Source organism: Hyphomicrobium zavarzinii ATCC 27496 (assembly GCF_000383415.1).
Lineage (GTDB): Bacteria > Pseudomonadota > Alphaproteobacteria > Rhizobiales > Hyphomicrobiaceae > Hyphomicrobium_C > Hyphomicrobium_C zavarzinii.
In genome coordinates, this window is record NZ_KB911265.1 from 16,367 (window position 1) to 30,295 (window position 13,929).

The 13,929-nt window shown below is 66.4% G+C and carries 9 protein-coding genes; all 9 read right to left on the reverse strand.

Features of this window, described 5'->3' with window-relative positions; genetic code table 11:
* Positions 1-3: 3 nt before the first annotated feature.
* The 9 genes from addB to F812_RS24960 all read right to left on the reverse strand — a co-directional run bounded on the left by addB (position 4) and on the right by F812_RS24960 (position 13,927).
* Entirely contained in the window at positions 4-3,246 is a 3,243-nt protein-coding gene (gene addB, locus F812_RS0121055) for a double-strand break repair protein AddB (protein ID WP_245257739.1), read from the reverse strand.
* A complete protein-coding gene (locus F812_RS0121060; RefSeq protein ID WP_051113900.1) occupies positions 3,219-3,920 on the reverse strand; it encodes a nucleotidyltransferase family protein in 702 nt (233 codons plus the stop codon). The genes addB and F812_RS0121060 overlap by 28 nt, the downstream gene beginning before the upstream one ends.
* A 270-nt stretch (positions 3,921-4,190) precedes the next feature.
* Positions 4,191-5,786 (reverse strand): tRNA (adenosine(37)-N6)-threonylcarbamoyltransferase complex ATPase subunit type 1 TsaE, encoded by a 1,596-nt coding sequence (gene tsaE, locus F812_RS0121065; RefSeq protein WP_245257740.1) that lies wholly within the window; start codon positions 5,784-5,786, stop codon positions 4,191-4,193.
* Complete coding sequence (locus tag F812_RS0121070; RefSeq protein WP_020087970.1) at positions 5,707-8,241, reverse strand: sensor histidine kinase; 2,535 nt, start codon at positions 8,239-8,241, stop codon at positions 5,707-5,709. Before F812_RS0121070 ends, tsaE begins: the two co-directional genes overlap by 80 nt.
* A gap of 240 nt (positions 8,242-8,481) precedes the next feature.
* Entirely contained in the window at positions 8,482-9,888 is a 1,407-nt protein-coding gene (gene ahcY / locus F812_RS0121075; protein ID WP_020087971.1) for an adenosylhomocysteinase, read from the reverse strand.
* Between the two features lie 736 nt (positions 9,889-10,624).
* Positions 10,625-10,930 (reverse strand): HPr family phosphocarrier protein, encoded by a 306-nt coding sequence (locus F812_RS0121080; RefSeq protein WP_020087972.1) that lies wholly within the window; start codon positions 10,928-10,930, stop codon positions 10,625-10,627.
* Between the two features lie 19 nt (positions 10,931-10,949).
* Complete coding sequence (locus tag F812_RS0121085; protein WP_020087973.1) at positions 10,950-11,354, reverse strand: PTS sugar transporter subunit IIA; 405 nt, start codon at positions 11,352-11,354, stop codon at positions 10,950-10,952.
* A gap of 196 nt (positions 11,355-11,550) precedes the next feature.
* Positions 11,551-12,030 carry an HPr kinase/phosphorylase gene (locus F812_RS0121090; RefSeq protein WP_020087974.1) on the reverse strand — a complete coding sequence of 160 codons (480 nt, stop codon included), beginning with the start codon at positions 12,028-12,030 and terminating at the stop codon, positions 11,551-11,553.
* Positions 12,005-13,927 (reverse strand): stimulus-sensing domain-containing protein, encoded by a 1,923-nt coding sequence (locus tag F812_RS24960; RefSeq protein WP_020087975.1) that lies wholly within the window; start codon positions 13,925-13,927, stop codon positions 12,005-12,007. Before F812_RS24960 ends, F812_RS0121090 begins: the two co-directional genes overlap by 26 nt.
* Positions 13,928-13,929: the final 2 nt, after the last annotated feature.

A 13,929-nucleotide genomic window follows, 5' to 3' on the forward strand; every position in this document is an offset into this window, starting at 1 on the left:
GACTCAGACCTCCTCCTCGCCAGAGGCACCGGACGACCATTCGGCAACGCGCGCGAGATGCGCGTATTCGTCGTAGTCGTATCCGAAGCGCGCGCGCCGCAGGGGACGATAGGGCGTCCGTTCGTCGTCGAAGCGGGCGACGTGACGCTGGAGGCCGACGAGAGCCTCCGCCGCCAGCGTGGCGACGTCCGGCACCTTGACATCGTGCTCCTCGCCCGGGGGCTCACCGCCGGACGCGCGAATGTAGCGTAGCGTGGCGACGGGGCGCTTCGGCATCTTCTCGAAGCCGAGCGTCGCATCGCCTGCGATGGCGGCTTCGAGCGGAAGCTGCGGCGCGACGCCCGCGAGCACCTTGGTATCGCTCGGCGGATTGCCGGTCTTATAATCGGAGATCACCAGCGCTTCTTGCATGATATCGATGCGGTCGGCGCGAGCCGTCAGCGTGAACGGTCCGGCCGGCGCGGCGAACACGAGCTGGCCGTTGATTTCCGTCCTCACTTGCGCGACGCCCGCGCGCCGTGCGGGCTCGGTGGCGGCAAACCACGCGGCAAAGCGCTCGAAGCGGGGAATCCAGAACGCGGCGATGCGGGGATGGGCGGCGTAGGCATCGAGCGTCGCCCGCGCGAAGCGGACAAGCTCGGCCTCGGTGTTTTCCGGAAGCTCCGTCGGATAAGCCTCCGCGAACGCAGACAGGGCGCCGTGGATGATGCTGCCGCGAAGCGCCGCGCCAGGCGGCTGGCCCAGCGGATCGAGCGGCTCGAGTTTCAGAATGTCACGGGCGAAGATCGCGTAGGGATTGCCGATCCAGGTCTCGATGCGCGAGACGGACAGCTTGCGGGGGCGCTGCGCGAGCGTGGGACGCGGCTCCGGCGCCTTGAGGCGCGGCACGGGCGCGACAGCATCGCGCTGACGCGCCCATGCGAGCCAAGGTTGCTTCGGCACGAGGGCGGAGCCGACGTTCATGCCATCGAGCAAGGCTTGCAGACGCAGCAGCCAGCGCGACGGCACGGTGGGCACGCCATCCTTCTTCTCGGCCCGCGTGAGGATCACCTCCGGAGCGGCGAGCAGCGTCGCGAAATCGTGGGCGGACTGTCCGATCTTCTCCTCGGGCGAAGGCAGACCGAGCGCTTCGCGCATGGGCCGGTTGAGCCAGGGACCGGGATCCGACGATTTGGGCCACGTGCCGTCGTTGAGCGAACCCAGGATGACCACGTCGGTCTGCTGCAATCGCGCTTCGAACGGTCCCCAGATGAAGAGACGCGGATGGACGGGGCCGCGCGGGCGCACGGTCTCGGCGCTCGCAAGGCTGCGATAGAGATCGGCGTAATCGGCAGGAGGCAGCTCGAGTGGCGGAAGTTGCTCGTCGAGCAGGCTCGCGAAGAAACGCGCGGCCGTCTCGCCCGCCTCATCGCGCCAGAGCGAGCTTTCCGGCTCGTCCTTCCCGTCGGGATCGGGAGGCAGCTCGGCCATGGCTTCAGCGGCCTTGCAATGCGCGTCCACCAGGGCGCGAAGCGGCACAGGCGCGCCAGGCTCGTACAGCGCGATCAGCGGGGCGAAGGCCGCGCGGAAGCGCGCCAGCAGATCGCGTGCGCCTTGCCAATCCTCGGTCCAGAGACGCGTGACGGCCGGATGGAGGCGCACGCGGCGGTCGCGATCGGCGGAGGCACGCTCGAAGGCGGCTTCCACGCCGTCGAGGCCATCGCCAAGGTAGGGCGTGCGGAAGGTCGCGATTTCGAGAGCGCGCGCGGCGCGGCGTGCCGCGAAGGGATCGAGGCCGAGGCGCGTCAACGGATGCTTCAGAAGCGCAACCACCTCGGCGGGGGCAAAGCGCGTCGCGGCGGCATTGACCACGAGATCGAGGAAGGCGCCGGGCGGCGTCTTGGCGAGCGGCCGGCCGGCGGAATCGTCCACCTTGATGCCCCAGGCTTCGAGGCGGATGGCGACGCGGCGGGCGAGGAGACGATCCGGGGAGACGAGCGCGGCGGTGCGGCCCGGCGTCTCGGCGGCTTCACGCAGAATGAGCGCGACGGCCTCCGCCTCGTCCTGCGATGTCGGCGCCTCGATGAGGCTCAGGCCTTGCGGCGCGGCGCCTGCCGGATCTCGGCGCGCGGCGGCGGCGAAGGCTTCCCAGCGCTCGGTCGTTCCGGCCGGGCGCATGGCCTCGGCGATGAGACGGCTGCGGGCCCGCGCGGCCTCCGAGGCGTGCTCGCCCAGGCGCTGCACGGCGGAACGCTCGCAGCCCAATTGATCAAGCAGCTTCTTCAAGCCGAACTGAGGGTGCTCAGGATGCTCGGGGCCGATGGTGCTCCAGCTTTCGGCATCGAGATCGGTATCGAGCGCGGGCAGCACGATGGCGCCTTGCGGCAGACCGGCGACGGCGCGCATCAGCTCTACTGTCGCGGGAATGGAGCCGGTGACGCCGGCGACGATAACGGGCGCATCGGGCGGCGAGGTTGCGAGGCGGTTCGCCTCGGCGCGGATCACGGCGTTGCGGCGGCCCACGGCGGAGAGGTGGCCGCTCTGCGCGAGATAACCCGGCCACGCCTGCGTAACGATCTCCAGGAACTGGAGCGTCTTCTGCCAATGCTCGGAGAACATCTCGGGCACGAGCTTGGCGAGGCCGTCGAGGCTCACGTTCTCGGTCTCGACCATGTCCATCAGAGCGGCAAGCTCTTTGGCGAGAACGGACGCTTGCGCGGGCGTGCTGCTCCCCGCCGCGGCCAGCGGCTCCAGCGCCGCGTCTCCGCGCGCCCGGTGCATGGCCTCGGTCCACCTCTGGATGAGGCTCGCGAGAACGAGGCGGCGCTCCAACTCCGAAATGGCGGGTGGGATAGCGCCGAGATCAGCCGATGCCTCGGGTTGCGCGGCCGCCGAGATCAGCGACAGATCCTCCTCGCCTTCGGAGATCGCCACGATCTTGGGCAGAAGCAGCGCACGGCCACCGGAGGCGCGCAGGAAGGCATCCTGCAAGGCACGCGTGGCGCGCCGCGTCGGCAGGTAGAGCGTGATGCGCGGCAGGTCCATCAAACCGGGCGCATGGCCGCCCGAAGCAGGCAGGCTGCCGTCGAGAATCGCCGTCGCCAGGCAATCGAGGAACGGCCGCCCAGCTTCAACAGTGTAGATATTTGCGCGTTCCCGCAGCGTCATCGCCAGCGTGATGCCCCCAGACCCCGTCAAAGTGCGCAGACGCGTGGGGTATAGCACTATCGGGAAGGGTTTCAGGCACTTGCCGCGCGATCTATCCACCGTTCCGCTTCCTCCACGGATTGCGGCGTGCCGACGTGCATCCAGGCGCCTTCTAGGCGCAGTCCGAAAAGGCGCCCGCGATCGATGGCGCGATCCCACAGCGTGTTGAGGGAAAACGCACCTTTCGGGGCATCCTCGAACAATCTGGGGTGCGCGATGGACACACCGGTGAAAACGAACGGTGCCTCGCGCCTTTCGCCACGCCGCGAAAGCACGCCGTCCGCGTCCATGGCGAAATCACCGTGCCCGTCGTAGCCGAGGCTGGTCGCGCCGAGGGCGAGCAGCATCAGGCTATCCATGCGATCGGGATCGAATGCCTGGATCAGGCGGGCGATGTTGGAGCCGACGCCTTCGATCCACACCGAATCCGAGTTGTGAATGAGGAACGGCGCATCGCCCAGGAGCGGCAATGCGCGCACTACGCCGCCGCCTGTGTCGAGCAGGGCGTCGCGCTCGTCGGAGATGATGATGGCCGGATTCGTGCGGCTGGCGAGATGCGCCTCGATCAGGTCCGGCAGGTAGTGCACGTTCACCACGGCCCGCTTGATGCCGCCCGCGGCCAACCGATCGAGCACGTGGTCGATCAGCGGCTTGCTCTTGAGGCGCACCAGCGGCTTCGGCACGACATCCGTCAGCGGGCGCATCCGTTTGCCGAGACCGGCGGCCAGCACCATCGCGGTGGTGATGTTCTCTGTCACGCGCGGCTCCCGTCCAGGGGCGAAAGACGACGCGCTGTAGGTGCGTCCCCGCACAATCCGCAACCGTGTCTGGACCCCGACCTCCGTCGGGGTGACGTCAGAGATGGGGCGAGCCTTCGCCGATATACACCCGTCATCCCGGCGGTCGTGGCAGAGCCATGCTTCGCATGGATGGCCGGGGTCCAGACATGGTTGCGGCACGCTGTCGGCTTCGGGCGCGCGAGGTAGGCGCTCATGGGCATCTCGTCAGATGTTCGGAGGCTCATTACGGGTGGAGGCCGGGACATGACGATCGAACCAGCCCTTGAGAGCCGCAAGCTCGGGATGAGCCAAGCCGCGCTCCAGATAGCGCCATATGCGAGGTATGTGACGCAAATACGCTTGCTTGCCGTCCCGCATGGCGAGACGCGCGAAAATTCCCAGGATCTTGGTGTTTCGCTGGACGCCGAGCGCCGCATAGGCGAAGCGGAACGCCTCCCGGTCGAAAGCCGGGTCGACAGCCGAGCGCATGCGCAGATAGTAGGACAGCAGCTCGGTCTCGAGATCGGCGGGCACATCGAGGCGCGCATCCTGCAGCAACGAGACGAGGTCGTAGGCGAGCGAGCCCGCGAGCGCGTCCTGGAAGTCGAGGAGCCCCGCGCGCTTGTAGCCTTCGCGATCCGGCAGCCACACGAGATTGGGCGAGTGATAGTCGCGCAGCACCCAGCCTTTCGGCTCCGACGCCAAGCGCGCGAACACGCTATCCCAGGCCGCCAGGAACTCCTGGCGTATCTCGGGGGGGATCGGTCCTGCATGGATCGCGCGCCAATACCAATCAGGCAGCAGCTCCACCTCGATTTCGAGCACGCCGCGATCCTGGGGCGGGACGCGATGCACGCCGCCGCCCGGCAGCTCGATCTCGTCCGGCACCGGCAATGTGCTCAGCACGAGCAGCGCATCTGTCGCCGTGCGCCAAAGCTCGGCCTGAGACGCCGTGCCGTTTGCGATCTCGGCGCCGAACACGCGATCCCCGAAATCCTCGAGCAGCAGAAAACCGGTGTCCATATCGGCGGCGTAGATCTCCGGCGCACTGAGGCCCGATTGGCGGAGCGCGGACGCCACGGCCACGAAGGGGCGGACATCCTCCGCCAGGCGCGCGATGCGGCTATAGGGCAAGCCGTCGCGGATCGGCGGACCATCGGGCTGGCGCGGCTGATCCATCAGGATGGCTTTCCTGCCATTCAGAGTCAGGCGCGCATAGGCGCGAGCGGACGCGTCGCCTTGAAGGTAGGCCGCGCGGGCCTCGGCCCAGGGACGCGACCGGCTTAGAAAATCACCCATGGCGGCGACGCGGGCGAGCCTCACGCTCCACGTTCCCTTAGCCTTGAAGGTCACCGTCCGCTGGTCGGACTCAGTTCCTTGCTCCAGGTGAATGTCGAGCCTGTTGTCGTGGCGCAGGCTCGGGGCGCGCTCCGGCCATTCCACCAGCGCGGCGCCGTTGGCGACATACTCGTCGAAGCCGAGCTCGATCAGCTCGTCCTCGCCCGAGAGGCGGTAGAGATCGAGATGAGCGAGTTCGACGCGCGGCGAGGCATAAGTCTGTACGAGAGAAAAGGTCGGGCTCGGAATTTCCGCTTCCGCATCCGCCAGAACGGCGCGAATGAGGGCACGGGCAAAGGTGGTTTTTCCGGCCCCCAGGTCTCCCGAGAGGGTCACGAGGTCGCCGCGGGCGAGCTTCAGCGCGATGCGTTCTGCCAAGCGCGCGACGGCTGCTTCGTCGGCGTCAATTACGCGCCAATCGTGCTGGATCGGGGCGCGCTGTGTCGAGGGTGGCGTTTGCGGGGGCATTCCGGTTCTGCTCAAGACCACGTTCCGGGAACCGTACCGTGACCTTGGTTCCTCTTCCAGGCTCGCTGTCGAGCATCATGTCGCCCCCGTGGAGGTCCACCAGGCTCTTGACGATGGAGAGGCCGAGCCCTGCCCCACGGTGCTTGGAGCCCTGGCTGCGGCTCTCGAAGCGCTCGAAAATGCGCCGCTGCTGCTCCTTGGGGATGCCAACGCCCTGATCTTCCACCGAGAACACCATGGCGCCATCCTCCCGCCAGCAGGAGAGGTGGATGACCCCTTCGGGCTTCGAGAACCCGACGGCGTTGGACAGCAGGTTGTAGAGCACCTGGCGCACGCGCTGCTCGTCGGCGGTGAAGGTGACCGCATCGTCCGCGATGGCGATGTCGAGCGTGAGGCGGGCGCGGGCTGCGCGCTCGCGGACGCCGTTGATGGCGAGATCGATCACCGCTCGCACGTTCACGGCGTCGAGCTTCAGCTCCAGCCCACCGGCATCGATGGTGGCGAGATCGAGGATGTCGTCGATGATGGCGAGCAGCGTTTTGGACGAGAAGGCGATGTCATCGAGATATTCACGCTGACGCGGCGTGAGGGAGCCGAAGATCGGATTGGCCAACAGCTCGCTGAAGCCGATGATGTTGGTCAGTGGCGTGCGCAGCTCGTAGGAGATGTGGCCGATGAACTGGTTCTTCAGCTTGTCGGCGGTCACGAGTGCTTCGTTGCGCTCGATGAGGGCACGCTCGTAGCGTTTCGAATCCGTCACGTCGACGAAGGTGAGCAGCGTGCCGCCATCCGGCAGCGGCGTCACCGCGTAGTCGATCACGCTGCTGTCGGGGCGCACCATCTGGCCTTCGAGCGGCTCACGCTGCTCGAACGAGGTCACTGAGCGGCTGATCTCCGACCACGTGGCCATCTCGCCATAGAGCACCTGCGTGACGCGGATGAACTCATCGATGTGCGGGCTTTCGGCAAGCTGGGGGCGCGAAAGCTTCCAGATCGAGGCAAAGGCCGAGTTGAAAAGCGACAGGCGGCCGTCGGTGGCGAACACCGCGACGCCTTCCTTGAGGCTGTTCAGCGTCTCGGTCTGCACGCTGATGAGCGCGTTATACCGGCTCTCGAGCGCGATGCGCTCGGTCTCGTCTTGATAGAGGTAGGTGACGCCGCCATCCGGTCGTTGTGCGGCCATGACATGGAGATCGCGGCCGTCGGGCAGATGCCACCAGTCCTCGTGCTCGGTGTCCTCCTTGTAGCACTTGAGGACCTTGGACTTCCATTCGCGGTAATTCACCACCTCGGGCAAGCGGCCGAGCTCACGCAGCCGGTCGAGCACGGTTCCGTCGCGCGGGTTGGTCGCCAGCCAATCGGCATCGAGCCGCCAGAGCTTCTGATACGCCGCGTTGAAGAACGTGAGCTTCTGCTCGGAGTTGAAAATGGCAACCGCCGTCGCCACGCGATCCAGCGTGCGGTCGTATGCGGCGATCTGGCGATCCAGCTCGCCCTTCGCGGTTTCGAGATCGGCGACGTCGATGGCGGCGCCGGCGGTGGCATCGCCGAGCGGCAGAACCGTGACCTCGTGCGTCTTGCGCTCGGAGCCGACGACGAGCGGCATGCGCTCCTTGAAGGTCTGGCCGGTTTTCAGAACGCGCGACACGGCCTTGCGCTGGCGGGATTCGAGCAGCTCGATCTGGCTGTCGATGACCTCGGTCTCGTTCTCCGCGTCCACGGCCTTCACGTAGGCGCTGTTGACCCAGGTCAGCCGCCCGCTCGCGTCGTGCAGCCAGGCAGGGTGGGGCAGCGCGCTCAGAAGCGCGCGGCTCGAGCGCACGTCACGCGCGAGACGCATGTGCTGATCGAGAATGACGGAGAGATCGCGCTTGTAGCCGGCGACGTCCTTGAAGCGCAACACCGCGCGGCCGCCCGCAGCGCGCCCGTCCGCTTCCACGTGACCACCGGCTGCGGTCTTCAGAATGAGATTGAAGGCACGCCCTTCGGCAAGCAGACCGTCGAGCGCGGACTTGAGCGCCGCGGTGCTCTTCTGGTCGAGCCAGAAGTTGAAACGCACGAGCTCCACCGAATTGGCCGGAAGCCCCGGTACGCCCGCGAGCGTGTTGGTGACGACGGAGAAGCCCTTACCCTGCTCCCAGTGCATGAGAACCTGCGGCTCGGCCTTGATCAACGCCTCGGCGGCGGCGAGCGCGCGGCGCAGGTCGCGGGCTTCGTCCTGGGCGCGGCCGGTCTGGCGGCGCAGGCTCGTGATGGTCTGGTAGAGCAGATACAGCGCGCCCGCCGCACCTGCCGCCACCAGCGCGGCCAAAATCCACGGGCCACCCGGCAGGCCGCCTTCCTCCATCATCCGGCGGCCGGAGGCGAGCGTAGCCGTCAGCACGGTCACGCAGGCGAGGCTCGCCAGGATGAGCATGATGAGCTCGACCCTGGTGTTCTGCCGCTCTGGCGTGGGGCTCTTGGTTGGCATCGATCTCGGGGTTTTTCAGGCCATGAGGCCGCGGCGCCGGAAAAGGACGCTGCGAATCGCTTCCGAAGTATGAGGAGCTTCGGGGGCCGATGCCAGCCCATCCAGGGCACAGCGTGGCGGCCAAAAGAGCCGTTGCGGGGCGCGGCTATGCCCTCCGCCTGATTCGCTGCATCACAAAAAAGAAAAACCCGCGAGCGGCAGCGCCCGCGGGTTTCGTTCGTTATCGGATCGCTTCTGCGATCAGTAGCGATAGTGATCCGCCTTGTAGGGGCCTTCGACCGGCACGCCGATGTAGTCCGCCTGCTCAGGACGCAGCTTGGTGAGCTTCACGCCGAGCTTCTCGAGGTGGAGGGCGGCGACCTTCTCGTCCAGCACCTTCGGCAGCGTGTAGACCTTCTTCTCGTACTTGCCGGGGTTGGCCCAGAGGTCGATCTGCGCCAGCGTCTGGTTCGAGAACGACGACGACATGACGAACGACGGATGCCCCATGGCGTTGCCGAGGTTCACGAGGCGGCCTTCAGACAACAGGATGATGCGGTTGCCCGAGGGGAACTCGATCTCGTCCACCTGCGGCTTGATGTTGGTCCACTTGAAGTTCTTGAGGCCCGCAACCTGGATCTCGTTGTCGAAGTGGCCGATGTTGCAGACGATGGCGCGATCCTTCATCTGCCGCATGTGCTCGACGGTGATGATGTCCTTGTTGCCGGTGGCCGTGACGTAGATGTCGGCGCGGCTGAACACGTCCTCGATGGTCGCGACCTCGTAGCCTTCCATCGATGCCTGCAGAGCGCAGATCGGATCGATCTCGGAGACGATGACGCGCGCGCCGGCCTGGCGGAGCGAAGCGGCCGAGCCCTTGCCGACGTCGCCGAAGCCCGCGACGAAAGCGACCTTGCCGGCCAGCATCACGTCGGTTGCGCGGCGGATGGCATCGACGAGAGATTCGCGGCAGCCGTAGAGATTGTCGAACTTCGACTTGGTGACGCTGTCGTTGACGTTGATGGCCGGGAACAGGAGCTGGTTCTGCTCAGCGAGCTTGTAGAGGCGGTGAACGCCGGTGGTGGTCTCCTCGGACACGCCGCGGATGGAGGTCGCCACGTGAGCGAACCAGCCCGAGGGCTTCTCCTTGAGCAGGCGCTTGATGAGGGCGAAGAAGATCTCTTCCTCCTCGGAGCCCGGCTTGTCGAGGAAGGCGGTGTCGCCGTTCTCGGCGCGCAGGCCGTGGTGGACGAGCATGGTGGCATCGCCGCCGTCATCGAGGATCATGTTGGGAACCCCACCGCCGTGCCAGTCGAAGAGGCGGGCGGTGTAGTCCCAGTACTCGACCAGCGTCTCGCCCTTGTAGGCGAACACCGGCGTGCCGGCCGCCGCGATGGCGGCCGCGGCGTGGTCCTGCGTCGAGAAGATGTTGCAGGAGACCCAGCGCACGTCGGCGCCGAGGGCCTTCAGCGTCTCGATCAGAACCGCGGTCTGGATGGTCATGTGGAGCGAGCCCGCGATGCGCGCGCCCTTGAGCGGCTGCTTGGGGCCGTACTCGGCGCGGATCGCCATCAGGCCCGGCATTTCCGTTTCCGCAAGCTCGATCTCCTTGCGGCCGAAGGCTGCGAGCGAGATGTCCTTGACGATGTAGTCCTTGGAGGCGGTCATGGGGGTCCCTTTTTCGAGCGTTTCCCGAGAGACCAATGGCTCATCGGGCCGAAAGTCCGCCCTCCTATAGCCGCGCCGTCCGCTCCTCGCAATAAGATATAAACAAGTCCTTATGTCCCCGCGACGGGATGCCTTAGAGGGGACCGGCCATGGATTTCGGCAAAGGGCCGGTTTTAGCCCACCGGGTGCAGCGCCTTAGGCGTTTCAATCCTGGCGTGTCTGGATCCCGGCCTCCGCCGGGATGACGTCGAAAGGAAGCCACCGCTTCACTCCTTTGGCAGCCACCCGCCTGCGCGGCATGCGGCAGACGAATCTGGACCCCGACCGTCCCTGCGAAGCATGGTTCCGCCATGACCGCGAAGGACGGCGAGCGCTCGTCACCCAAATTCCCGCATGCGTTCTGCGGAGGCCCGTTTTCCACCAAACCCTGGGCCACAGACCCCATTCTCGTTTCGGCTTCAATGTGTCTGGACCCCGACCTTCGTCGGGGTGACGGATGAGAGGGTAGTCAATCCGGTGCAACAAATTCCAACGTCATCCCGGCGGAGGCCGGGATCCAGTCACGCGTGCCGCATTGGCGGCAGGCGGGTTGCGATGACGAGGGGAGGTCAAGGAGTGGAAGGACGACGCCGTCCTAGGTCCGTGGCAGGCCTGACTTTGTCACAGGTCGGCTCTGGGTACGGGAGTGGCCACGTTCGGCAGAGGCACCGCGCCTTGCGGGACGCAAGCGCCGCGATCAGTCTTCCTCGGCCAGTTCCTCGCCGAAGCCGGTTTCCACCAGATTGACGAGGGCTTCCAGCGCTTCGGGGCCTTCCGCACCCTCGGCGGTGATGTACAGCGTCGAGCCGGGGCCAGCGGCGAGCATCATGAGGCCCATGATGGATGTGCCGCCCACGGTCTGTCCGTCGCGCGTGACGGTGACAGCCGCTTCATAGTTCTCGGCGAGTTTCACGAACTTGGCGGACGCGCGGGCGTGCAGGCCCTTGCGGTTCACGACCGTAACGACGGCCTCGGGACGCTTGCTGTCTCGGATCTCGGGCATTCGCGCGTCCCGTCACACTCTATTGCTCGCCCGACAATTCCTGACTGGCGACCTTAATGTACTTGCGCCCTGCTTCGCGGGCCAGAGTTACCGCCTCGTCCAGCGGCACCTCCTCGCGCAGCCCGGCAAGCTTCACCAGGATCGGCAGATTGATGCCGGCAATGATCTCCACCTTGGCCTCGTCCATGACGGAGATGGCAAGGTTGGACGGGGTGCCTCCGAACATGTCGGTGAGGATGATGACGCCGGACCCGGTTTCCGTGCGGCGGACCGCTTCCAGGATCTCGCTGCGGCGCGCTTCCATGTCGTCCTCGGGACCGATCGAGATGGTCTCGAGCTGGGTTTGAGGCCCGACGATGTGTTCGAGTGCCGCCCGGAATTCGACTGCCAAGCCACCATGGGTGACGATCACGAGTCCGATCATCGAGCTGTGCCGAAATTGTTTCGAGTTCGCATATGCCGAGCGCTGGCCCGATGTCGGGGGCGTCCCCTAAGTCTCCTTGGCGTCACGACAATCTCCGTGGTGTCATGATGCTTGCGGCAGCCGCCGCCCCGTCTTGTACGGCGGGCCGGAGACTTACAGGGGTTCGCGGGCAAAGCAAGGGGTTTCCTGCTCACACTCACGGGGGAGTTAATATCGCCGGGGCCGCATCGAGAGCCAGAACCAGCTTGAGAGGAGCAGAGGGTTCGAACGCCGCGAGGCGCACGACGGGCACAGACAGGCCGAAAAAGGTCTCCCGCCTCTCCTCCAGCGGATAGCGAGGGACCTCGGCCGCGGGGACGAGATCCACGACCAGCGCCAGCAACGCCGAAGGGCAATACGGAAGCTGCACGATGCCGAGGCCCCGAACCTCGATTTTACCGGCAATCGTGGGTGGCGGGGTGACCTCGATACCGCCCGGGGTAGAGACCAGACGCACCTGATCGTCGGAGAGAAGCTCGACACGGTGGGTGAGATGCGCGAGCCGGGGCGTCGCGATGGCGCGCAGGGCGAGGTCCGATTTTCCGGATCCCGACGGGCCGCGGATCAGCGCAGCCTTGCCGCCCAAGGCCACCGCCGTCGCGTGGACGAGATCAGCCGCGCTCTCGGATTGGCTCATGATACCGATCCGCTCCCGCACGCCGGCCGCTCGTGACGCCAGCGCGGGCCGAGCTCAGAAGTCCCGGAAGCCGCACGACGAAACGCCCGCCACGCTTCTTGCCGTCACCCTTCACATTCTCCGCGTAGATCTCGCCGCCGTGGGCGCGGATGATCTCACGTGAGATCGAGAGGCCGAGGCCCGAGTTCTTGCCACGGGTCGCCTCGGTGTCGGGGCGGTCCGTGTAGAAGCGGTCGAAGATGATCTCCAGGCGGTCGTCGGGAATACCGGGACCTTCGTCCTCGACGGAAAGCTCCACCATGCCGTCGACACGGCTGACATGCACGGAAACGGCCTTTCCTTCGGGCGAGAAGGAGATGGCGTTGTCGACAAGATTGGTCAGCACCTGACCGAGCCGGCCCGCATGGCCGTTGACGAGGAAAGCGCCGTCGAAGGGCGCGGGGACGATGGTGGTCTCCACGCGGCGCGTATCGCCGGACAGGATATCGCGGAAGATCTGGGTGACGCTGGCGACCACGCTGGTCGCGTCCAGGGGACCCATCTGCTGGCGGGCCAGCTCCGCATCGAGGCGGGAGGCGTTGGAGACGTCGGTGATGAGACGATTGAGCCGCTTCAGCTCGTTCTGGATCTGCTTCACGACCTCCTTACGCTGATCCTCGGTCTTGGCGTAGGCGAGGGATTCCGCCATCGAGCGCGCGGCGGTCAGCGGGTTCTTCAATTCGTGCGCGACGTCGGCTGCGAAGCTTTCGCTCGCCTCCACGCGCCGATAGAGAGCGGCGGTCATGGCCGAGAAGGCTGAGGCCATCTGGCCGACCTCGTCGGTGCGTTGGGCGAAGTCCGGCAGCTCGTGGCGCGCGCTGATGTTGCGGCTCACGAGCTCGGCCGCGGCGGAGAGACGGCGGATCGGGCCTGCAACGGTTCGGGCCAGCATCAATGCGCTCAGCAGCGTCGCGAGGATCGCAAAGGCAGCCAGGAGCCAGATCTGGTCACGCTGGTCGGACAGGATCTGGTCGATCTCGCCCGGTGGCGTCGACATCAGCAGCACGCCCTGCACAACAGACGCGCGCTGGATCGGTACGGCGGTTGAGACGATCTGCTCGCCCTTCTCGTTGAGCAGAAGCATGGCGGTCGCGGTGCCTTGCAGCGCCATCCTCACCTCGGGATAGGAGGTGCCGTTGGCGTTGCCGATCTCCCGGTAAACCGGCAGATCCTCATTCATGAGCATCCAGGACTTGAGGCGAGTCCAGAAGTTCTTCGTGCGGGTCTTGCTGTCGCCGCTCACCTTCGGCTCGTGGCGCGAAAGCTGGCCGCGCTTCAGCAGCGTGGCCGAGTCCATCACCAGCGTTCCGTCGCGGCTGTAGACGCGGGCGCGGCGCGTGGTCGGCTGAATGAGACGGCGCAGAATGGGCGCCACGCGCTCCGGCCGGATGGACAACTCGTGCGCGGTGAAAGCCACGTCGTCCGGGGGAGCGGCCTTCTCGTTCGAGGGCAGGCTATCGGTATGGATGATCAGGCGGCCGGTCTCGACACGGGCATCGCCCGCGATGGCGGCAGCGATGATCTCGCCCTGAACGCGCAGCGACTCGCGCTTAGCGTCGATCAGCCAGGCATTGTTTTCGCTGAAATAAAGGATGCCGCCGATCATCACGACAAGACCGGCGAGACTGGCGACCAGGATGCGCCGCAAAAGGCTTCCGCTGACGAACCGTACGACCGGGAATGCGCGCCACCAGCGGCCGAACCCGGTCGCGGCTGCCTGAGACTCGGGAGGCGCGGGCTTTCTGCGCAGGAAGTAGCGAGACCGCGCAGCCAGCGACGTCATCCACCGGCGCACGCCGGCTACCATGGCCTCGGGCCCGGTAACATCAGCCGGCGTTCGCTCGGTCTCGAGCGCCATAA

What these genes read in the sequence shown, in the direction of transcription:
- F812_RS0121085 (WP_020087973.1), bottom strand. Translation starts at nt 11,354, where the DNA reads ATGATCGGACTCGTGATCGTCACCCATGGTGGCTTGGCAGTCGAATTC.
- F812_RS0121080 (WP_020087972.1), bottom strand. Translation starts at nt 10,930, where the DNA reads ATGCCCGAGATCCGAGACAGCAAGCGTCCCGAGGCCGTCGTTACGGTC.
- ahcY (WP_020087971.1), bottom strand. Translation starts at nt 9,888, where the DNA reads ATGACCGCCTCCAAGGACTACATCGTCAAGGACATCTCGCTCGCAGCC.
- F812_RS0121090 (WP_020087974.1), bottom strand. Translation starts at nt 12,030, where the DNA reads ATGAGCCAATCCGAGAGCGCGGCTGATCTCGTCCACGCGACGGCGGTG.
- F812_RS0121060 (WP_051113900.1), bottom strand. Translation starts at nt 3,920, where the DNA reads ATGGTGCTGGCCGCCGGTCTCGGCAAACGGATGCGCCCGCTGACGGAT.
- F812_RS24960 (WP_020087975.1), bottom strand. Translation starts at nt 13,927, where the DNA reads ATGGCGCTCGAGACCGAGCGAACGCCGGCTGATGTTACCGGGCCCGAG.
- F812_RS0121070 (WP_020087970.1), bottom strand. Translation starts at nt 8,241, where the DNA reads ATGCCAACCAAGAGCCCCACGCCAGAGCGGCAGAACACCAGGGTCGAG.